The 19,673-nt window shown below is 59.0% G+C and carries 15 protein-coding genes; 11 read left to right on the forward strand and 4 right to left on the reverse strand.

Features of this window, described 5'->3' with window-relative positions:
* Positions 1-122 precede the first annotated feature (122 nt).
* The 9 genes from G5253_RS13540 to gloA all read left to right on the forward strand — a co-directional run bounded on the left by G5253_RS13540 (position 123) and on the right by gloA (position 10,597).
* Positions 123-3,266, forward strand: coding sequence for a DUF3427 domain-containing protein (locus tag G5253_RS13540; protein ID WP_266135084.1), 3,144 nt, complete (start codon positions 123-125; stop codon positions 3,264-3,266).
* 181 nt (positions 3,267-3,447) lie between these two features.
* On the forward strand, positions 3,448-4,029 hold the full coding sequence (gene rsxA, locus G5253_RS13545) for an electron transport complex subunit RsxA (RefSeq protein WP_266135085.1): 582 nt from the start codon (positions 3,448-3,450) through the stop codon (positions 4,027-4,029).
* A 2-nt stretch (positions 4,030-4,031) separates the two neighbouring features.
* Complete coding sequence (gene rsxB / locus G5253_RS13550) at positions 4,032-4,610, forward strand: electron transport complex subunit RsxB (RefSeq protein ID WP_005350799.1); 579 nt, start codon at positions 4,032-4,034, stop codon at positions 4,608-4,610.
* A gap of 14 nt (positions 4,611-4,624) precedes the next feature.
* Complete coding sequence (rsxC, locus tag G5253_RS13555; protein ID WP_266135086.1) at positions 4,625-6,922, forward strand: electron transport complex subunit RsxC; 2,298 nt, start codon at positions 4,625-4,627, stop codon at positions 6,920-6,922.
* Positions 6,923-6,966: 44 nt separating this feature from the next.
* Positions 6,967-8,019, forward strand: a complete 1,053-nt coding sequence (rsxD, locus tag G5253_RS13560) for an electron transport complex subunit RsxD (RefSeq protein ID WP_005337606.1) — start codon at positions 6,967-6,969, stop codon at positions 8,017-8,019.
* A 43-nt stretch (positions 8,020-8,062) separates the two neighbouring features.
* The gene (gene rsxG, locus G5253_RS13565) at positions 8,063-8,695 is read left to right on the forward strand and encodes an electron transport complex subunit RsxG (RefSeq protein WP_005359614.1); all 633 of its coding nucleotides are present in this window, start codon (positions 8,063-8,065) and stop codon (positions 8,693-8,695) included.
* A 15-nt stretch (positions 8,696-8,710) separates the two neighbouring features.
* Positions 8,711-9,472 carry an electron transport complex subunit E gene (locus G5253_RS13570; protein ID WP_410170585.1) on the forward strand — a complete coding sequence of 254 codons (762 nt, stop codon included), beginning with the start codon at positions 8,711-8,713 and terminating at the stop codon, positions 9,470-9,472.
* A gap of 13 nt (positions 9,473-9,485) precedes the next feature.
* Complete coding sequence (gene nth, locus G5253_RS13575; RefSeq protein ID WP_005350790.1) at positions 9,486-10,127, forward strand: endonuclease III; 642 nt, start codon at positions 9,486-9,488, stop codon at positions 10,125-10,127.
* Positions 10,128-10,183: 56 nt separating this feature from the next.
* The gene (gene gloA, locus G5253_RS13580; RefSeq protein ID WP_005337610.1) at positions 10,184-10,597 is read left to right on the forward strand and encodes a lactoylglutathione lyase; all 414 of its coding nucleotides are present in this window, start codon (positions 10,184-10,186) and stop codon (positions 10,595-10,597) included.
* Between the two features lie 84 nt (positions 10,598-10,681).
* On the opposite strand, the gene G5253_RS13585 is transcribed toward gloA, so the two are convergent.
* Positions 10,682-11,557, reverse strand: a complete 876-nt coding sequence (locus G5253_RS13585) for a flagellar protein MotY (protein ID WP_005337611.1) — start codon at positions 11,555-11,557, stop codon at positions 10,682-10,684.
* Positions 11,558-11,625: 68 nt separating this feature from the next.
* Positions 11,626-13,599 (reverse strand): methyl-accepting chemotaxis protein, encoded by a 1,974-nt coding sequence (locus G5253_RS13590; RefSeq protein ID WP_266135087.1) that lies wholly within the window; start codon positions 13,597-13,599, stop codon positions 11,626-11,628.
* 292 nt (positions 13,600-13,891) lie between these two features.
* On the opposite strand from G5253_RS13590, the gene G5253_RS13595 reads away from it, so the two are divergent.
* A complete protein-coding gene (locus G5253_RS13595; protein WP_227343024.1) occupies positions 13,892-14,809 on the forward strand; it encodes an autotransporter domain-containing protein in 918 nt (305 codons plus the stop codon).
* A 106-nt stretch (positions 14,810-14,915) separates the two neighbouring features.
* On the opposite strand, the gene katG is transcribed toward G5253_RS13595, so the two are convergent.
* Positions 14,916-17,102, reverse strand: coding sequence for a catalase/peroxidase HPI (gene katG / locus G5253_RS13600; protein ID WP_266135088.1), 2,187 nt, complete (start codon positions 17,100-17,102; stop codon positions 14,916-14,918).
* A 256-nt stretch (positions 17,103-17,358) separates the two neighbouring features.
* Here katG and G5253_RS13605 point away from each other — a divergent pair, with 256 nt between their 5' ends.
* On the forward strand, positions 17,359-18,216 hold the full coding sequence (locus G5253_RS13605; protein WP_266135125.1) for a nuclease-related domain-containing protein: 858 nt from the start codon (positions 17,359-17,361) through the stop codon (positions 18,214-18,216).
* A gap of 48 nt (positions 18,217-18,264) precedes the next feature.
* Here the strand turns inward: G5253_RS13605 and G5253_RS13610 are convergent, their stop codons facing one another.
* Positions 18,265-19,446 (reverse strand): DUF1615 domain-containing protein, encoded by a 1,182-nt coding sequence (locus G5253_RS13610; protein ID WP_266135089.1) that lies wholly within the window; start codon positions 19,444-19,446, stop codon positions 18,265-18,267.
* Between the last annotated feature and the right edge of the window lie 227 nt (positions 19,447-19,673).

The following is a 19,673-nucleotide window of genomic DNA, read 5'->3' on the forward strand; positions in this document are numbered from 1 at the left end:
TTATTACCGAAAACCGGGGCGATTTTCAAACGAGTAACAGGCGACAACAGCTTACTGATTTGGTTGGAAAAAATGATACTCTTCTCGCCACCCTCATGTACAACGTTCAAGGCTAAAGTGCGATGCAACAATGCGGTATTTATGAACAGCTCATTACTCAACTGCTGACATCTCGACTCGACCGCGAGCGCTTTTACGTGGGGGAACGCCAACTTGAGCCTGCCGAAGCGGCAGTTTGGTTATCCAGATTTCTGAGCCGGGTTTTGGAATATGCGGTGGGCTCGGTAACTGGAGAGGAGCAGCTGCAACGGCAGATTGAGCTGGCTAACCAGTTATTGCTTTGGCTAAAGGATCGCACCCAAGACCCAGACTTTATTGGCGAGAACCTCATCGATAGTCAGGGAAAAATTCTGACAGCACTCTACCAGTTGGATAACCCCATCTCCGCCAATTTAAAGCAATATGCCGAGGATATTTTCCCTCTGACAGGTCTCACTCAGAGCGAACTGTTTTGTGGCAGCAATGCGGGTTTGTCGATGGAGTCGGAGATTAAACGGGAAATTTTATCGGCAGATAGCATCTGCTGGCTGGTCTCATTTATCAAATGGGCAGGTATCCGGATTTTCCGTCATGAGCTGGAAGAGTTCACTCACAGCGGCCGCCAATTAAAAGTAATTACTACCTCTTATATGGGGGCGACCGATGCCAAGGCAGTTGAATTTTTAGCCAGCCTCCCAAATACCGAAGTCAAACTCAGCTATAACACCCAGCGCGAGCGGTTGCATGCCAAGAGCTATCTCTTTTGCCGAAATACCGGCTTTCATACCGGCTATATAGGTTCCTCCAATCTCTCTCACTCTGCCCTCACCAGCGGCTTGGAGTGGAACCTAAAAATCACCTCGCAAGAGATCCCTCATATTATCGAGAAATCCCTGAGTACCTTTGAAACCTATTGGGAATCCGATGATTTTGAGCTGTTTGATGGCAAGCTCGAAAGCCGTACAAAATTGCAGCATGCACTGCAAGAGGCCCGTGGGGATGGGGACAAAAATAGCCCTGCCTATTTCTTTGATATCACGCCGTTTCCCCATCAACTGGAGATCCTTGAACAATTGGCGATGGAGCGCGCTTTACACCAGCGCTTCCGTAACTTGGTGGTTGCGGCCACCGGTACAGGGAAAACCCTGATATCCGCCTTTGATTTTGCGCGTTTTCTGAAAACCAAACCCGATGCCAAGTTCCTGTTTGTCGCCCACAAAGAGGAGATCTTGCGCCAAGCATTAGCCTCGTACCGCGGTGTGCTCAAGCAATCCAATTTTGGCGAACTCTTAGTCGGCGGCGCCGTGCCAACCCACTACCGTCAACTATTTGCCTCGGTGCAATCCTTGAATAACCAGCTGGCTAATTTACCTCTTAGCCCAGATTATTTCGATTACATCGTCATTGATGAGGTTCACCATATTGCGGCGGCCAGTTATCGCGGTCTGCTCGCCGCCTTTGAACCTCACATTCTGTTGGGATTAACCGCAACGCCAGAGCGCCATGATGGCGGTGATATTCTTGCCGACTTTTGTGGTGTCATCGCAGCAGAGGTCCGCTTGCCCGAGGCCATCAATCGTCGCCATCTCTGTCCGTTCCAATATTTTGGTATCGATGATGATACTGACTTGCGCCAAGTGGCTTGGAAAAATGGCCGTTATGACATCACTGAACTCACCAATATCTATACCCATAACCAGCAGCGGGTACAGAAAATAGTCCAGAGCCTCAATGAGATCGTCACCGATATTACCAAGATAAAAGCGCTGGCATTTTGTGTGAGCCGTGAACATGCCGATTTTATGCGCAAGGCCTTTTTATTGAAGGGCATCAAGGCTGATATTCTCACCAGCGATAACCGAGAAGAACGGTATAGCAAACAACAAGATTTGCGTACCGGCGTTATCAATATTCTCTGCGTGGTGGATATCTTAAACGAAGGGGTTGATATCCCGGAAGTCGATACCTTGCTATTTTTACGACCAACGGAAAGCCTCACTATCTTCTTGCAGCAATTAGGGCGCGGCCTGCGGCTGGCGAGCGATAAAGAGTGCTGCACCGTGTTGGACTTTGTTGGCAATGCCCGTGCTGAGTATGACTTTGCCCAGAAATTCCGGGCACTGGTGGGTAAAACTAATAAGGCGATCAGCCACGAGATCAAACAGGGCTTCCCTCACGCCCCCTTGGGCTGCCGCATCGAACTCTCAAAACAGACCCAAGAGTTAATTCTGAGCAATATCAAGAAGGCGACCCTCAATACCTCACGCCTCATGGGCCTGATCCGCTGTTTCTCACAGGACTGTGATTTACCACTGACGCTGGCGAACTTTTTGAAGTTCTACCCTCACATCAGCCTTGAGGAGATCTACAAGCGCGGTAACTGGAGCGCCTTGGTCAAACAGGCTAGCAACCATACCATTTCTGAAATGAGCGATGAGAAGCTGTCGACCCTCTACACCCGGGCCATCAAAACCCGGCTATTGGGCTGCGATGCGCTCCATTACTTGAAATTCTTACAAACCTTGGTGGCAGACGCCTTTACCTTAACGGCCGAACACGATGAACGTATGGCCTTGATGTGCCATTACGACTTCTGGCAACAGAGCGGCCCCAATGCAGGCTTTAGCTCCTTGGCGCACAGCCTGAAACAACTCAATCAACCAGAGTTAAGGGCCGAGCTGGCAGATCTGTTGCCCATGCTGCTCAACCGGGTGCAACACGAACAAAGCGCCATGCCAAACCTTCCCGGTAATCCGCTGCAACTGCATGCTCGCTATGCCAGAGAGCAGGTGCTGGTTGGCTTTGGCGCGACCACCTTCGCGCAGCAACCCACGGCCCGCGAAGGGGTCTATGTCATCGCAGAGCAAAATATCGAGTTGCTGTTCGTGACCTTGAACAAAACGGAACAGCACTTCTCCCCCACTACCCGTTATCACGACTACGCCATCAACGAGTCGCTGTTTCATTGGCAGAGCCAAAACAGCGCTCGCCCAGAACGGGGTAAGGGGCTGAGTTACATAAACCACAGAGCAGAAGGTAAGCGCTTGTTTCTGTTCGTTCGTGAGCAGAGCAAAGATGAATTTGGCCGCATCCTTGGCTTTGTGAACTTTGGTGAGGTGGAGTACGTATCCCACACTGGCAGCCAACCGATGAACATTAAATGGCGTCTCACTACTCCGATGCCGCCATTTATGTGGAAAGAGGCCGCCAAACTGGCTGTTGGTTAGTAAGGCTTCTCACCCGGTGGGAAGATGACGCAAAACCCACCGGATTCTTGCCCAAAACCCCGGCTAAATTATCCAGTTGCATAATAACCATGCGGCCTTGCGGTTGTTTAACTGGCCCTAACGTCAGATAATACCGCCCGCCTTCAACCCCCGATAACCCGACTTTCAGTGACGGTAATTGATGACTGAGTACCTGCTTTTATTGATCGGCACCGTGCTGGTTAACAACTTCGTGCTGGTGAAATTCCTCGGCCTCTGCCCCTTTATGGGGGTCTCCGGCAAGCAGGAAACCGCCATCGGCATGGGGCTGGCGACCACCTTCGTGATGACCCTCGCCAGTGCCAGCTCCTATCTGGTGGAGCACTATATCCTGCTGCCGCTGGATATCGCCTATCTGCGCACCCTCGCCTTTATTCTGGTGATCGCCGTGGTGGTGCAGTTTACCGAGATGGTGGTGCGCAAGAGCAGCCCGACCCTCTATCGCCTGCTGGGGATCTTCCTGCCGCTCATCACCACCAACTGCGCGGTGCTCGGGGTGGCGCTGCTCAGCATCAATGAGCGACACGACTTTATCCAGAGCGTGATCTACGGCTTTGGCGCCGCCACCGGCTTCTCGCTGGTGTTGATCCTGTTTGCCGCCATGCGCGAGCGTCTGGTCGCCGCCGATGTGCCCGCACCGTTTCGCGGGGTGTCGATTGCCATGATCACCGCCGGTCTGATGTCGCTGGCCTTTATGGGCTTTACCGGCCTAATCAAGATATAACCATGATCCATATTCTCTTTGCCATTCTGGTGCTCACCCTGCTGGCGCTGGCGTTCGGGATTATCCTGGGCTTTGCCGCCGTCAAGTTTCATGTGGAAGCAGACCCCATCGTCGATCAGCTCGATGCCCTGCTGCCCCAGACCCAGTGTGGCCAGTGCGGCTATCCCGGCTGCAAACCCTACGCCGAGGCGCTCGCCAACGGCGATCAGATCAACAAGTGCGTGCCCGGTGGCGAGGCCACCATGCGCAAGATTGCCGATCTGATGGGGGTCGAGCCCCAGCCGCTGGGGGGCAGTGACGAGGCCGCAGTGCCAGTCAAAAAGGTCGCCTTTATCCACGAAGATCAGTGCATCGGCTGCACCAAGTGCATTCAGGCCTGCCCGGTGGATGCCATTGTCGGCGCCACCAAGGCGATGCATACCGTGATTGCCAACGAGTGCACCGGTTGCGATCTCTGTGTCGATCCCTGCCCGACCGACTGCATCGAGATGATCCCGGTGCCCACCACGGTCGATAACTGGAAGTGGGATCTCAATAACGTGCATGTTCCGGGCAAGATTCCGGTCAAGATAGTGGAATAAACAGCGGAGCAACCATGCATTCCTTACTCGAACGTATCAAAGCCGGCACGCTCTGGGACTTTCACGGTGGCATTCACCCCGCCGACAACAAGCTGCAATCAAGCCAGAGCCCGGTGGTAGACGCCGGTCTGCCGCCACGTCTCATCATTCCGCTGCGCCAGCACGCAGGCCCCGCCGGCGATCTGCTGGTGCAGGTGGGCGACAAGGTCAAAAAAGGGCAGCCGCTGACCCGTTATGCCAAGGGGCGGGTCGTCCCTGTCCATGCCTCCACCTCCGGCACCATCACCGAGATTGGCAACCACACGGTTGCCCACCCCTCCGGGCTCGGCGATCTCTGCGTCATTCTCACCCCGGATGGGGAAGATGATTGGGGCGAGCGCAATGGCAAACCCGATTACTGGAATCTGGAGCGGGGTGAGCTGCTCGAACGCATCCAGCAGGCGGGGGTAGCGGGCCTTGGCGGCGCCGTGTTCCCCACTCACAGCAAGCTCGACGGCCGCGGCCAGCTCACCGAGATCCTGATCGTCAACGGGCTGGAGTGCGAACCCTATATCACCACCGACGATCGGCTGATGCAGCAATACGCCGACGAGATCATGGATGGCATCCGGGTGCTCAAGCACCTGCTCAAACCGAAACTCACCCTGATCGGGGTGGAAGACAACAAGCCCGAGGCGATCGAGCAACTGACCCGCCACGCCACCGATGAAGATGTGCTGGTCAAGACGGTGCCGACCAAGTACCCCTCGGGCGGTGCCAAGCAGACCATCGAGCTGCTCACCGGCCGTCAGGTGCCCAAGGGGGGCCGCGCAGTCGATATCGGCATCATGGTGCTCAACGTCGCCACCGTGTTTGCCATCAAACGCGCCATTATCGACGGCGAACCGCTGATCGAGCGGATCGTCACCCTCACCGGCGACAGCTTCAAGCAGCCCGGCAACGCCTGGGTGCGCCTGGGTACGCCGGTACGCTGGCTGTTGCAGCGTTTCGAGCTGCAACCGGAAGCGGAGCAGCGGGTGATCATGGGTGGCCCCATGATGGGCTTTACCCTGCCCCACGCCATGGTGCCTGTGGTCAAAGCCACCAACTGCCTGCTCGCGCCGACGCAGGCCGAACTGCCTGCCCCCGGCCCGGAGCAGCCCTGCATCCGTTGCAGCGCCTGCGCCGATGCCTGCCCGGCCAGCCTGCTGCCGCAAGAGCTCTACTGGTACAGCCGGGCCAAGGAGTATGACAAGGCCGAGAAGCTCAACCTGATGGACTGCATCGAGTGCGGCGCCTGCGCCTGGGTCTGCCCGAGCGAGATCCCGCTGGTGCAGTACTACAAGATCGCCAAAGACGACATTCGCGAAGCCCGTGCCGAGGCCGAAAAAGCCGAACGCGCCAAGCAGCGTTTCGAGGCCAAGCAGGCCCGTTTCGAGCGGGAGAAAGCGGCCCGCGAAGCGCGCCATGCCGAAGCCGCCGCCCAGCGCCGTCAGACTATGACGGCCGCAGGCGGCGAAGATCCGGTGGCAGCCGCCCTCGCCCGCATCAAGGCCAAGCAGGATGCGCCCATTACCGCCATTGCCGCCACCGCCGAGGGCTTGCCCGACAACAGCGCTGTGATTGCCGCCCGCGAAGCCCGCAAACGGGAAGCGGAGGCGCGCCGCGCCGCCAAGCTGGCAGAGAGCGCAAACAGCGACACTGCCGCTGCGGCGCAACCCGCCGAGGCGGTTGACCCCGCCAGCGATCCCAAGAAAGCAGCCATCGCTGCCGCACTGGCCCGCGCCAAGGCCAAGAAAGCAGCTCAGGCTGGCGAGAGCGCCGAGCCTGTGACTGCCGAAGCCGTTGCTGCGCCTGCGGTAGATGCCGATCAGCAAAAGGCAGAAGTTGACCCGAAAAAGGCAGCAATTGCCGCCGCCATTGCCCGTGCCAAAGCCAAAAAGGCCGAGGCGAATGGTGAACCGGTAAGCGCAGCCAACAGCGCGGTAGCAGACGCAGGCTCGCAAGGCGATGCGCCATCTGCTGCCAGCGAAGCAGTTGATCCCAAGAAAGCGGCTATCGCTGCTGCCATCGCCCGAGCCAAAGCCAAAAAGGCGGCCCAGCAGGCAGCTGAACAAGGTGAGCCAATGCAGGCAGCAGAAGGGACTTGCGGTGAGCAAGCACTCGCCGAGCCGGTGAGCGAGGCCGTTGCCGAGGTGAGCGTTGACCCGAAAAAGGCAGCCATCGCCGCTGCCGTCGCCCGCGCCAAGGCGAAAAAACTGGCTGCCGACGCGGCCAGGGCCAGTGGGGCCACCCCGGATGAGGGATCATCATCCGACGCCGAGCCGCGCTGATGCTCGCTGGCCCATCGTTAAACAACGAGGTAATGCACTAATCCATGTTCAATATCGCGACTGCGCCGTTTGCCCATAACCGCAAACAGACCCGAACCCTGATGCTGCTGGTGATCCTGGCCTGCGTGCCGGGCTTGCTGGCCCAGACCTGGTTCTTCGGCTGGGGCTCCTTTATCCAGATCCTGCTGGCGTTAGTGACCGCGCTGCTGTGTGAGGCGCTGGTGCTCAAGCTCCGTGGCCGCGCCATCAAGCCTGCCCTGATGGATGGCAGTGCGGCGCTCACCGCCGTGCTGATCGGTCTCTCCCTGCCGCCGCTGCTGCCGTGGTGGATGCTGGTGGTGGGCACGGCCTTTGCCATCATTGTTGCCAAACACCTTTACGGCGGACTGGGTCAGAACCTGTTCAACCCGGCCATGGTCGCCTATGTGCTGCTGCTGGTCTCCTTCCCGGTGCAGATGACCAGCTGGCTGCCGCCGGAGAGCGTGCGCGCCTACAGCCTCGGCTTTGGTGATGCGGCGTCGGTGATCTTCACCGGCTTTAGCCTCGACGGCTACAGCATGGCCCAGCTCAAGCAGGGGGTGGATGGTCTCACCATGGCGACTCCGCTCGATACCCTGAAAACCGGCCTGACCCAGGGGCTCACCACAGGCGAGATCCTGAGCGGCCCGCTGTTCGAGGGTTGGGGCGGCATCGGCTGGAGCTGGGTCAACCTCGGCTATCTGCTGGGCGGCCTGTTCCTGCTGCAGCAGAAGGTGATCAACTGGCGCATTCCGACCGCCATTCTCGGTGCCCTGCTGGCGGCCTCCACCATCGGCTATCTGGTGAGCCCGGATGCGACCGCCACGCCCATGTTCCATCTCTTTAGCGGCGCTACCATGCTGGGGGCCTTCTTTATCGCCACCGATCCGGTCAGTGCCTGCACCACACCGCGCGGCCGACTGGTCTATGGTGTGCTGATCGGGGTGCTGGTCTACATCATTCGCCGCTTTGGCGGCTATCCGGATGCGTTCGCCTTCGCCGTGCTGCTGGCCAACCTTTGCGTACCCTTTATTGACAGCCTGACTCGCCCGAAAGTGTATGGAGCCCGTCGCCAATGATGTTTCTGCCCTCTTTCCCCATCACAGCTGACGGAGCCCGGACATGTTAAAGAGCATGCGCAAGAACGGCCTTATTCTGGCGATGTTCGCGCTCGGCTGTACCGCGCTGGTGGTACTGACCAACGAGTTGACCAAGGATAAAATCGCCCACCAGCAACAGCTGGAGAAACAGCAGACTCTCTCGGTATTGCTGCCGGAGGGGAGCTATGACAACGATCTTGTGGCCAGCTGCAAGCAGGTGACCAGCAGGAAGTATCTCGGCAGCGATCAGCCGCAAGCCCTCTATACCGCCAGCAAGAATGGCGTGGTGACCGGCTATGCATTGGAGGCGATCGCGCCGGATGGCTACAGCGGGGCGATCCGCATCGTGGCGGGCTTTGATGCCAAGGGCACCATCACCGCCGTGCGCGTGCTCGCTCACAACGAGACCCCGGGCCTCGGTGACAAGATCGAGCTGAAAAAATCGGACTGGATCAACAGCTTTGCCGGAAAATTCCTGACCCATGACAACGAGCCCCAGTGGGCGGTGAAGAAGGATGGCGGCGAGTTCGATGCCTTTACCGGCGCCACCATCACCCCGCGAGCCGTGGTCAAGGCGGTGAAGAACCTGCTTAAACTGCAGCAGGAGCAACCCGAACTGCTCAGCAACGCCCCGGCTTGTCCGGCGGCGAACTAACGGAGTCGAGCCATCATGAACCAGATGGAACAGATTGAAACGGGCACAACCCCGCTTGCCGAGCTGGAAAGCCGCAAGGGCGAGCTCAAGGAGCTGATGAGTCAGGGGCTGTGGAAGAACAACCCCTCGCTGGTGCAGGTGCTGGGGCTCTGCCCGACCCTCGCCGTCTCCTCCACCTTTACCAATGCGCTGGGGCTGGGCCTTGCCACCATGGCGGTGCTGGTCTGCTCCAACCTCGCCGTCTCGCTGGTGCGCAACTGGGTGCCGAAGGATATTCGCATCCCGGTCTATGTGATGATCATCGCCTCGCTGGTGACCAGTGTGCAGCTGCTGATGAACGCCTACACCTATGGCCTCTATCAGGCGCTCGGCATCTTTATCGCCCTGATCGTCACCAACTGCGTCATCATCGGCCGCGCCGAGGCCTATGCCTCCAAGAACCCGCCGCTGCTGGCGGCCCTCGACGGTCTGATGATGGGCCTTGGCTTTACCCTGGTGCTGCTGGTACTGGGCGGCATGCGCGAGATCATCGGCATGGGCACCCTGTTTGATGGTGCCGAGCTGCTGCTGGGCGAGTGGGCCAAGTCCCTGCGCATCGAGCTGTTCCACGCCGATGCCAGCCTGCTGCTGGCTATTTTGCCGCCGGGCGGCTTTATCGGGTTGGGACTGTTGATCGCCGCCAAGAATGCAATCAACGACTGGCGGGACCGCAAACAGGCCGCTACCGTGGCCCACTGCAACGTTGCCCCGGCCCGCGTCCGGGCGACCGAGCTATGATCGGACGCAAGGCATGAACAATCAGAAACGCAGAGAGATCCTCGAGCGACTGCGGGCAAACAACCCCCACCCCACCACGGAGCTCAACTTCAACTCGCCGTTCGAGCTGTTGATTGCCGTGCTACTCTCGGCACAGGCGACCGATGTCAGCGTCAACAAGGCAACCGACAAGCTCTATCCGGTGGCCAACACCCCACAAGCGATGCTGGATCTCGGGGTGGACGGGCTCAAGGAGTACATCAAGACCATTGGCCTCTTCAACACCAAGGCCGAGAACGTCATCAAGACCTGCGCCATCTTGCTGGAGCGCCACGGCGGCGAAGTGCCGGAGAACCGAGAAGCGCTGGAAGCCCTGCCCGGCGTCGGCCGCAAGACCGCCAACGTGGTGCTCAACACCGCCTTTGGCTGGCCCACCATCGCCGTCGATACCCATATTTTCCGGGTATCTAACCGAACAGGCTTTGCGGTAGGCAAGAATGTGGATCAGGTGGAGGAGAAGCTGCTCAAAGTGGTACCCGCCGAGTTCAAGCTGGATGTCCATCACTGGCTGATCCTGCACGGGCGTTACACCTGTCTGGCTCGCAAGCCCCGTTGTGGTTCCTGTATCATCGAGGACCTCTGCGAGTACAAAGAGAAGGTCTATCCAGAAAGCTGATGGCCTCGCAACCGAGATTGAAAGCAGTACACATCACCAACCCGGAGAACTGAGCAATGAGAATTCTGCATACCATGCTGCGTGTCGGCGATCTGCAACGCTCCATCGACTTCTACACCCGTGTCCTTGGCATGAAGCTGCTGCGCAAGAGCGAGAACAGCGAGTACAAGTACACCCTGGCCTTCGTCGGTTACGGTGACGAGAAGGATGAAGCGGTGATCGAGCTGACCTACAACTGGGGGGTGAGCGAGTACGAACTGGGCTCTGCCTATGGCCACATCGCGCTGGAAGCAGACGACATCTATGCCACCTGCGAAGCGCTGCGCGCCGCCGGTGCCAAGATCACCCGCGAGCCGGGCCCGGTCAAGGGTGGCACCACCGTCATCGCCTTCGTCGAAGATCCGGACGGTTACAAGATTGAACTGATTGCCAAGAAAGATGCCGGTACAGGGCTGGGTGACAGCTTCTAAGCTGCCCTAATCCCACTGCCTAATGGCAGGATCAAAAAAGAGCGCAGATGCGCTCTTTTTTATGCCTCTTTGCCGGGGACAGCACTAGATCTCGCCATTGCGCCCCATACTGATCACCACCCGCCGGTTCTTGGCACGACCCTGCTCCGTTTCGTTGGAGGCAACGTGCTGCTTCTCGCCATGTCCCTCCACCGAGATCTTGCCGGGATCAATCCCCAGATCGACAAACACCTTCTTGATGGCATCGGCCCGCTTCTCGGAGAGTTTCAGGTTCGGCCAGCGGCCGCCATAGCTGTCGCTGTAGGCATCGATCACCACCACGTCGATGCTCTTGTCCGCCTTGATAAACTCGCTGATCATCGCCAGCCGCCGCTTGGAGGGGATGGAGAGCTGATCGCTGTTCTTGTCGTAGGTAAGCACGCTAAAGGCGATGTCGTTGAAGCTGTAGGGCAAGAGCCCGCTCAGGCAGTCGATAAAGGCCTGATATTTGACCCGAAAGTTAACCGACGAAAGCGATACTCGCACCGCACGGTTTTGGCGATACCAGTCCCGATACTGGAAAGTGGGCATTCGTCCCCCCTCCAGCTCATCGAGCATGGTCCAGGCGGTTTGCCCCTCCACCAGCCCATCGAACTGCTGATAGAAGCGCAGTTGACTCACTTCTCGCCCGGCAATCCCTGGGCGCCATACCGGCGGCATGATGCCAAGGCTCACCGTCTGGGTCTGGGCCTGTGGCCGCTTGCCCTTGAGCTCAAAGTCGAGGTTGATCTTGCGCCCGGCGCGGCTGACAAAGGCCCCCGTTCCCCAGTTGGGGATCGGGTGTTCGAGGCGACACTCAATCTGGGTATCGGAGGTCAAACGCCAGACGGATTGATCCAGACCGGCACCGAATTCGGTGACCCCAGCCTGTAACTGCATACTCACGGATATGCTGACCAACCCCAACACCCAAGCGTTCAATTGCTTGCCCTCCACACGATCTCACAAGGGGTATCGGCCAGGGAGGGACAAGCTTTAGCGCAAATGGATCAGTGGGGAGAGGCTCTCTCTATCAACTTGAAGCTGGCAATTCGTCCAGCCAGCTCCCGTGCCAACTGATCCAGTTCGACACTATTCTGCTGCAGGGTGACCGAGTGCTGGCGATGGGCCTCGTACACTTCGCGGATGGTCATTACGTTGTGCTGGATATCGTCCGTTACGTAGCGCTGCTGCTCGGTTGCGGTAGCCACCTGCGCCGTCATGTCACTCACCTTGCGCACCTCATTGACGATGTCGGTCAGCTCGTGACCCGCCCGCTGCGCTTCACTGACGCTGAGGCCCGCCTGCTCGCTGCCCGACTGCATGGCCACCACCGCCTGACGGGCTCCAGCCCGCAAACGGGAGAGCATCTGTTCGATATCATCTGCCGCCTGCTGGGTACGGGCAGCCAGTGAACGTACCTCATCGGCGACCACGGCAAAGCCGCGCCCCGACTCACCGGCACGGGCTGCCTCAATGGCGGCATTGAGGGCCAACAGATTGGTGCGATCGGAGATCTGCTTGATGAGGTTGAGTGCCTCGACGGCGGACTCGGTATCCTGATGCAGGTTGTTGACCAACAGCCGGGTCTCGTCGAGGGTGCCGGCCACCTGCTCGATGGCGGCGATAGTCTGATCCACCTCCTTGTCCCCCTGCCGGGCACGGCCAATGGCCTGCTGGGTCGCCAGTGAGGTCTGGGTCGCATTGCGAGCAATTTCGGCCACCGTCGAAGCCATTTCCGTTGCGGCGGTGGCAACCAGTTCAACCTGACCGACGCCACGCACCACACCTTCATTCACTTCGGCAATCACCTCGCTGGAGTTGCTGGCACTACGGGTCAATATCTCACAGGAGCGGCGCACCTCCAGCAACAAGCCTTCCAGATGCTGCAGAAAGTGGTTGAGATCCCGCGCCAATGCCCCAAGCTCGTCACCCGATTGCCAGTTGACCCTCACCGTCAGATCATTGTCATTGACGAGCCGTGAAAAGGTGCGATGCAGAGCGACGAAGCCCAGATGCACATCCCGCAGCACCTTCCAACTGATGAGGGTAGTCAACAGCAGGCAGCACAGAACCGCCATAGCCCCCCACCAGAAGTTGCGCTGACTCTCTCCCTGCATCTGCTCAACCCGTTCGAACAACTGCTGGAAGAGCTGCTCTTCGCCCTGTTTGAGCTGGTCGATCTTCTCGGTGCTCACGGCAAACCAGCGCTCCGGATCGACGCCAAAGCTCCCCTCGGTCATCTTGCCCAAGGCGAGCTGCTCATATTTCGCGACCTCTGCCATCACCGGACTCTTCTCAATTTGCTCAAGCAGGCGTCGCTGCGGCTCGCTTGCCACGGCGCGAAAACGCTCCAGATAGCTCTGCTGGGCAGCGAGCAGGGACATAAATTGCTGCAAGGTAGCCGGGGTGAAACTCCCTTTGGCAAAGACATTGCTGAGGGTCGCCCGCTCCATCCCCATACGCTCCTTGTTTTGCAAAAATGCGGCGTAGGCATTGGTCTGCAAGGCAATAGCGGCATCCTGGCTACGCAGACTAATCTCATCCACGACCTTGAGCAGAGAAGCAATCAACTGGCTATAAAAGGCGACCTGACGCGGGGCCTCTATGGCCAGTTTGTCCACCTGATTGCGGATCCCCATCAACTCGCGCAAAGCCAGACCCACCTGCTCGTGGGCAACCCCCCTCTCCAACCCCTGAAAGCGATGAATGGCTTCATCAACCTGTTGCCGCTGACGTGGCAGGGCATCTGCAAATTTGCGCCCTTCAGAGCCGATAAACCCCGCCGACATGCCACGCTCCTTTTGCAGCTCGTGCACCAACTGGGCGCTGCGTTCGACCACAGTCAGCTGCTGCAGGGCTTGCGTCATCTCATGGGTCACCCGATATCTGTCGTATGCGTAGTGGCTGGCGAAAAACAGCAGCGCCAATAACGGCAGGCAAATTGCCAGCAACATCTTGCCGGCCAATCCGAGTCTGTTCATCCCGCACTCCTGTCATTTTTATCAACGCGTTGATTATATCCGGCCTGCTCGCTTATGCCGCTGACGACATCTGCCATTGGCCAGAACCATGAGCTGCATCAACCATTTTCTGTAGATGGCCACGCAGCCCCCCCATAGCCCAGCCCAATGGTCAGGTCGAGACAGCCAGAGAGAAACTCGCTACAGTAGATCAGGGCGACAGGAGGTCGCTTGTTTGGGGAATCCAGCCATGAAACACCCGCTCTGCCCGCTTTACCGTCTGGGTTGCGCCCTCTTCGCGGCGACCCTGCCCATGGCGTCACTCGCGGCCAGTAACAACCTTGACGATCAGGAGGAGGACTGGGCGCAAAAACGGGCCAATGCGGTGATCTCGCTGATGACTTTCAGCGTGGTGCCGGACATCACCGCCAGCAACCTGGACATCGGCAGCAGCACTGGCCAATCTTCTGCGCTCAACATGGGGCAACTGGGAGGCGGCGCAACCCTGAGCGAAGCCGTGCCCATCTATCTGGAGGGGGCGCTGGGCTACAGCCGCTACGACCCCCAGTTTGTGATAAGCAATGGTACCGAAAGTCGCACCATACCGACCAAGTGGAATAGCCTGACCGCCTCGGGCGGGATCGGCTGGGATGTCACCCTTCACAAAGATCCGCGTGGCGGCCACTGGGTGCTGCGCCCCATAGCCAACGTCTCGCTCGGTACCATGGCCAGTGACCTGCGGATCGGCAACTGGCTGCTGGATCGTACCAAGGGCTACTCGCTGGACTTTCTCGATGGGGGTCAGCTCAATATGTACGGGCTGGGTGGCTCGCTGATGCTCGATTACGAACTCTTTTCACCGGCCCAGGACATAGATGCCGAACTGCGCTACTCCTATCAGCACCTGCAGAGCTTTGGCGGCACCTCGACCAGCGTCCGTGGTCACGCCGAGGCGGAGAACCTCGGCCTCTATCTGCGCCGCCGCGCCCCGCTGTTCCACTGGACCCTGCTCGACAGACCGGTGCGCTATGTACTGGAGGGGGCTCATACCGCATATCTGGGGGAGCAACGGGGGTTGCTTGGCTTTGACTCCCTCAACTCCATCGGCGCCGGTCTGGAGCTGGACAGCAGCAAGTACGACATCATTGTCACCCGTACCCGGCTGGTTGCCCGCTACATGTTCAGCCACAACACCAGCGGTTATTCCATCGGGCTGGCCATGAGCTTCTAACCCGGGCTGCCAGAGGGCCACCCTCCGAGTCGCATCATGCAGCTATCACCGCCACCATAAAAAACGCCAGCCTTGCGGCTGGCGTTCTCATTCAAGTTGAAGTGACTTATTTCAGATCGAAACGGTCATTGTTCATCACCTTGACCCAGGCCTTGACGAAGTCTCGGACGAACTTCTCCTTGCCATCTTGCTGGGCATAGACCTCGGCGTAGGCACGCAGCACCGAGTTGGAGCCAAACACCAGATCAACCCGGGTAGCAGTCCACTTCACCGCACCGCTCTGGCGATCCACGATCTGGTAACTGTTGCGGCCAGTCGGCTGCCAGCTATAGGCCATGTCGGTCAGGTTGACGAAGAAGTCGTTGCTGAGCACACCGACCCGGTCGGTAAAGACGCCGTGGGCCGACCCGCCATGGTTGGTGCCAAGCACCCGCATACCGCCGACCAGCACAGTCATCTCGCGGGCGGTAAGCCCCAGCAACTGGGCACGGTCGAGCAGCATCTCCTCCGGCTGCACCTTGTAGTGCCCCTTCTGCCAGTTGCGGAAACCGTCGTGCACCGGCTCGAGGAAGGCGAACGACTCGGCATCGGTCTGTTCGGCGCTGGCATCGCCGCGGCCCGGCGCAAAGGGAACGACGATATCGACGCCGGCCAGCTTGGCCGCCTGCTCTACCGCTGCGCTACCGCCCAGCACAATCAGGTCGGCGATGCTGACCGGCTTGCTCAGGGTGGCCTGCAGGGCGATCAGGGCGTTGAGCACCTTCTCGAGGCGAGCGGGCTCGTTGCCTTCCCACTCTTTCATCGGCGCGAGGCGGATGCGAGCACCGTTGGCTCCGCCGCGATAATCGGAGCCGCGGAAGGTGCGGGCACTGTCCCATGCGGTGGCGATCAAATCGGCTGGCGCCACGCCGCAGGCCAGCAGTTTGGCCTTGATCTCACTCACCTCTTTGTCAGAGAGCTGGTAATCCACCGCCGGAACCGGATCCTGCCACACCATGACTTCGCTCGGCACTTCCGGCCCCAGATAGCGGCTGCGCGGCCCCATGTCGCGGTGAGTCAGCTTGAACCAGGCGCGGGCAAAGGCGTCGGAGAAGAGCGCCTGATCCGCGGCAAAGCGCTCGGAGATCTCCCGGTATACGGGGTCAAAGCGCAGCGCCATGTCCGCATCGGTCATGATGGGGTTGCAGCGGATGGAGGGGTCTTCCACGTCCACCGGACGATCTTCCTCCTTGATGGCGACGGGCTCCCACTGCCAGGCACCGGCCGGGCTCTTCTTGATCCACCAGTCGTGGCCCAGCAGCATCTTGAAGTAGCCGTTGTCCCAGCGGGTCGGGTTGCTGGTCCAGGCCCCTTCAAGGCCGCTGGTCACCGTATCACGACCGATGCCGCGGCTCTCGTGGTTGATCCAGCCCAGCCCCTGCTCGTGCACATCGGCCCCTTCGGGAGCGGGCCCCAGTTTGGCAGCGCTGCCGTTGCCGTGGGCCTTGCCGACGGTGTGGCCACCGGCGGTGAGGGCGACGGTCTCTTCGTCATTCATCCCCATGCGGGCAAAGGTAACGCGCATGTCGTGGGCGGTTTTCAGGGGATCCGGGTTGCCATCCACCCCTTCCGGGTTGACGTAAATCAGCCCCATCATCACCGCCGCCAGCGGGTTCTCCAGATCCCGTTCGCCGCTGTAACGGCTCCCTTCGCTGCCGCTCGGCGCCAGCCACTCCTTCTCGGAGCCCCAATAGACATCTTTTTCCGGATGCCAGATATCCTCGCGGCCACCGGCAAAGCCGAAGGTCTTGAGCCCCATGGATTCATAGGCGACATTGCCCGCCAGGATCATCAGGTCAGCCCAGGAGATCTTGTTGCCGTACTTCTGTTTGATCGGCCACAGCAGACGACGCGCCTTGTCGAGGTTGCCGTTGTCTGGCCAGCTGTTGAGAGGAGCGAAGCGCTGGTTGCCGGTGTTGGCACCGCCACGGCCGTCGTTAGCGCGATAGCTGCCGGCGGAGTGCCAGGCCATGCGGATCATCAGGCCGCCGTAGTGGCCCCAGTCGGCCGGCCACCAGGGCTGGCTGTCGGTCATCAGGGCATGGAGATCGGCCTTGAGGGCATCGTAATCGAGGCTGTTGAAGGCGTCGGCATAATCGAAAGCCTCATCCATCGGATTGGTCTTGCGGTCATGCTGATGCAGGATGTCGAGGTTGAGGGCATTGGGCCACCAGACTTGATGCTCCTGGCTGGCAGAGGTATTGGCACCGTGGGCAAAGGGGCACTGACCGGCCCCGCTAGCGTGTTTGTCCATCTTCAGATCCTCATTGTGGTCATAATGACGGCGAAACCCTTCGCTTCGCAGTTGAGACTAGCCTACCCCCCACCACCCACTTAAAAAACCGAATAAAAAAGTTCAATTCAATCTGGTTTTACGATTGAACTATCTCGTCACCGGGTAACAAACAGAACAATGCAGGCGCGGGCAGAGTAGTAGCGTCATAGATCACACAAGCTTGTTGAACCCACTGTTAACATGTGGCCATTGCACATCAGACGACAGCATTGAAATGGACTTCACACCTGTTATTGCGGTTCTGCTGGGCCAGCTCTGGTATCTGCTGCCCCTTCTGCTGATTGCCACCCTGATCAAAACGCCTAGGTTTAAGGGGATGGTTGGGGAGGCATTTATCAACTTGGGCATCCGGCTGTTTCTCGACCAGCGGGAGTACCACCTGCTCAAGGATGTTACGCTGCCTACCCCGCAGGGAACTACCCAGATCGACCATGTGCTCGTCTCGCGCTTCGGGCTATTTGTGATCGAGACCAAGAACATCAAGGGGTGGATATTTGGCAATCCAGCCCACAAGAGCTGGACCCAGCAGCTCTATCGCCACAGACATACCTTTCAAAATCCCCTGCGCCAAAACTATCTGCACCTGATGACGCTCAAATCCTTGCTGGGTCTTGCTGATCATCAGCTCCATTCGATTATCTATTTTATTGGCGACTGCACCTTTAAAACCCCCATGCCGGATAACGTGATGAACCGCGGGCTTATTCGCTATATCAAGAGTAAAACCACGCAGATGCTGACCCCCGCCGAAGTCACCAGAGTGATCGATACCATCCAGCGGGGACGACTGGCTGCCAATTGGCAGACCCATAAACAGCATGTGGCGCAGCTAAAGGCGCGCCACAACCAACCTGCCATTCCCTCTTCCCCAAGCAATAACGTCAGCATGGTAAAAGAGGAGCTCCCCATCCTTCATGACACGAGTCACGCCCAGCAGCGTTGCCCGAAATGCGGCAACTCCATGGTGCTTCGCACCGCACGTCGTGGCAGCAACAAGGGGGAACAGTTCTGGGGATGCAGCGCTTACCCGAAATGCCGGCAGATAATCACGCGGCAAGCTGAAGAGCGGTAAACATCGGAAACAACAAGGGCGGCCAATTGGCCGCCCTTGTTGTGTTTCTTAGCGAATGGTCGCCATCTGCCGCACGCAGCGCTGCTCCCTGTCATCCACCCGCTTGGCAAACCAGGCGGTGGTGAGGTTGCGGGTGATCTTGGGGCTTTTCAGCTGAATGCCCGGCAGGATGGCGCGGGGCAACCGCTTGCCCGCTTTCTGGTCTGCCAGCGTGAACACGCGATGATAGAGGTCGCTCTGGCCAAATTCGGCGGTATCGCCGAGTTTCAGGCTCTGATGGATCGCCTGCTGACTCATGTTGATCCGGCTGGCAATGGTATAGACCGCGAGTTCCGTCTTGCCCGGCAGGTCGGAGTCATAGCGGATCAGATCGCCATCCAGAGCCAGCGTGGTACCGCTCAAACGGCTGACGGCGGCCTGAAAAGCGGCGTTGCGACTGGCATACCAACCGGCGTTGAAGTCGGCGAAACGGTAGAGGGTATCGGGGTACTCCGCCTCATAGCCGAAGATATGTTTGGTACCAAACCAGATACCACCGCGACGGGTAAAGACTTCGTGGCGGATGGACTCCTTGACCGGATAGGGGTAACCGCGGGTATTGGCCTCGGCAAAGGCGATGCTCACCTGCATCGGGCCGCCGGTATGCACCGGGTTCATGTTGCCAAACAGGGTCTTGCCCATCGGCAGCATGCTGATCATGTCCTCGAAAATTTCGCTCATCTCCCGCTCGGTGCGAAGCGCATCGATGCGCTCGGCATAGCTCTTGCCGGTCGGCGAGTTGATGGAGAGCGCGGCCCGCACCATAAACTCGGGGATCAGCAGCTTGGCCGCCCGCGAGTTGATCTCCTTCCAGGCGATCTTGCCAAGGCCCGGCACCACGGGGTCGGCCTGATAGGTCGCCTCCTGCTCCGCTACCGCCAGCACGGTACAGACGTTGTGATCGTTGACTGTCACCCCCTGGGTAGTGAGCGCCGTCACCACATCGTTGGCCCACCCCTGCTTGTCGACCACATGGCGAGGCAGAAACCTCACGATGCGGCTCTTCATGTCCGCCGGCTTGCGCGGCTGCATGGCTGGCAGGGTCGCCTTTTTGGCGGGCACTGTCGCGCCAGTTGTGTCGCCAGGCGCCGGGACAGAAGCGGGATCGCTGGCACAACCGGCCAGCAGCAAGGGGAGCAGCAGCGCCAGCGTACGCATGGCGGGGGAAATAGAAAAGAGAGAGAGCGTCATCGGATATCCGGTACTGAGGCTGGAGGCAAACCCGCCCGGCGGCGGGCGCACACATGATGGCTCATTGTAGAGAATTGATCCACAAGGCTAAAGTCCCATCGCCTCGCCCCTTCCTCGGACCAGACAGGGGTTGCCGCAACAGGAGCGCCCCCATATATGACCAGATAACAGGTATGACCCGACAACAGCTATGGGCTTTTATCGAGAGTTGTTTACATTTAGAATGC

It is taken from the genome of Aeromonas sp. 602658 (genome assembly GCF_049173005.1).
Classification (GTDB): domain Bacteria; phylum Pseudomonadota; class Gammaproteobacteria; order Enterobacterales; family Aeromonadaceae; genus Aeromonas; species Aeromonas veronii_A.

Coding starts and splice junctions, on each gene's coding strand:
- G5253_RS13540 (WP_266135084.1), top strand. CDS start 123: ATGCAACAATGCGGTATTTATGAACAGCTCATTACTCAACTGCTGACA.
- rsxA (WP_266135085.1), top strand. CDS start 3,448: ATGACTGAGTACCTGCTTTTATTGATCGGCACCGTGCTGGTTAACAAC.
- rsxB (WP_005350799.1), top strand. CDS start 4,032: ATGATCCATATTCTCTTTGCCATTCTGGTGCTCACCCTGCTGGCGCTG.
- rsxC (WP_266135086.1), top strand. CDS start 4,625: ATGCATTCCTTACTCGAACGTATCAAAGCCGGCACGCTCTGGGACTTT.
- rsxD (WP_005337606.1), top strand. CDS start 6,967: ATGTTCAATATCGCGACTGCGCCGTTTGCCCATAACCGCAAACAGACC.
- rsxG (WP_005359614.1), top strand. CDS start 8,063: ATGTTAAAGAGCATGCGCAAGAACGGCCTTATTCTGGCGATGTTCGCG.
- G5253_RS13570 (WP_410170585.1), top strand. CDS start 8,711: ATGAACCAGATGGAACAGATTGAAACGGGCACAACCCCGCTTGCCGAG.
- nth (WP_005350790.1), top strand. CDS start 9,486: ATGAACAATCAGAAACGCAGAGAGATCCTCGAGCGACTGCGGGCAAAC.
- gloA (WP_005337610.1), top strand. CDS start 10,184: ATGAGAATTCTGCATACCATGCTGCGTGTCGGCGATCTGCAACGCTCC.
- G5253_RS13590 (WP_266135087.1), bottom strand. CDS start 13,599: ATGAACAGACTCGGATTGGCCGGCAAGATGTTGCTGGCAATTTGCCTG.
- G5253_RS13595 (WP_227343024.1), top strand. CDS start 13,892: ATGGCGTCACTCGCGGCCAGTAACAACCTTGACGATCAGGAGGAGGAC.
- katG (WP_266135088.1), bottom strand. CDS start 17,102: ATGGACAAACACGCTAGCGGGGCCGGTCAGTGCCCCTTTGCCCACGGT.
- G5253_RS13605 (WP_266135125.1), top strand. CDS start 17,359: ATGGACTTCACACCTGTTATTGCGGTTCTGCTGGGCCAGCTCTGGTAT.
- G5253_RS13610 (WP_266135089.1), bottom strand. CDS start 19,446: ATGACGCTCTCTCTCTTTTCTATTTCCCCCGCCATGCGTACGCTGGCG.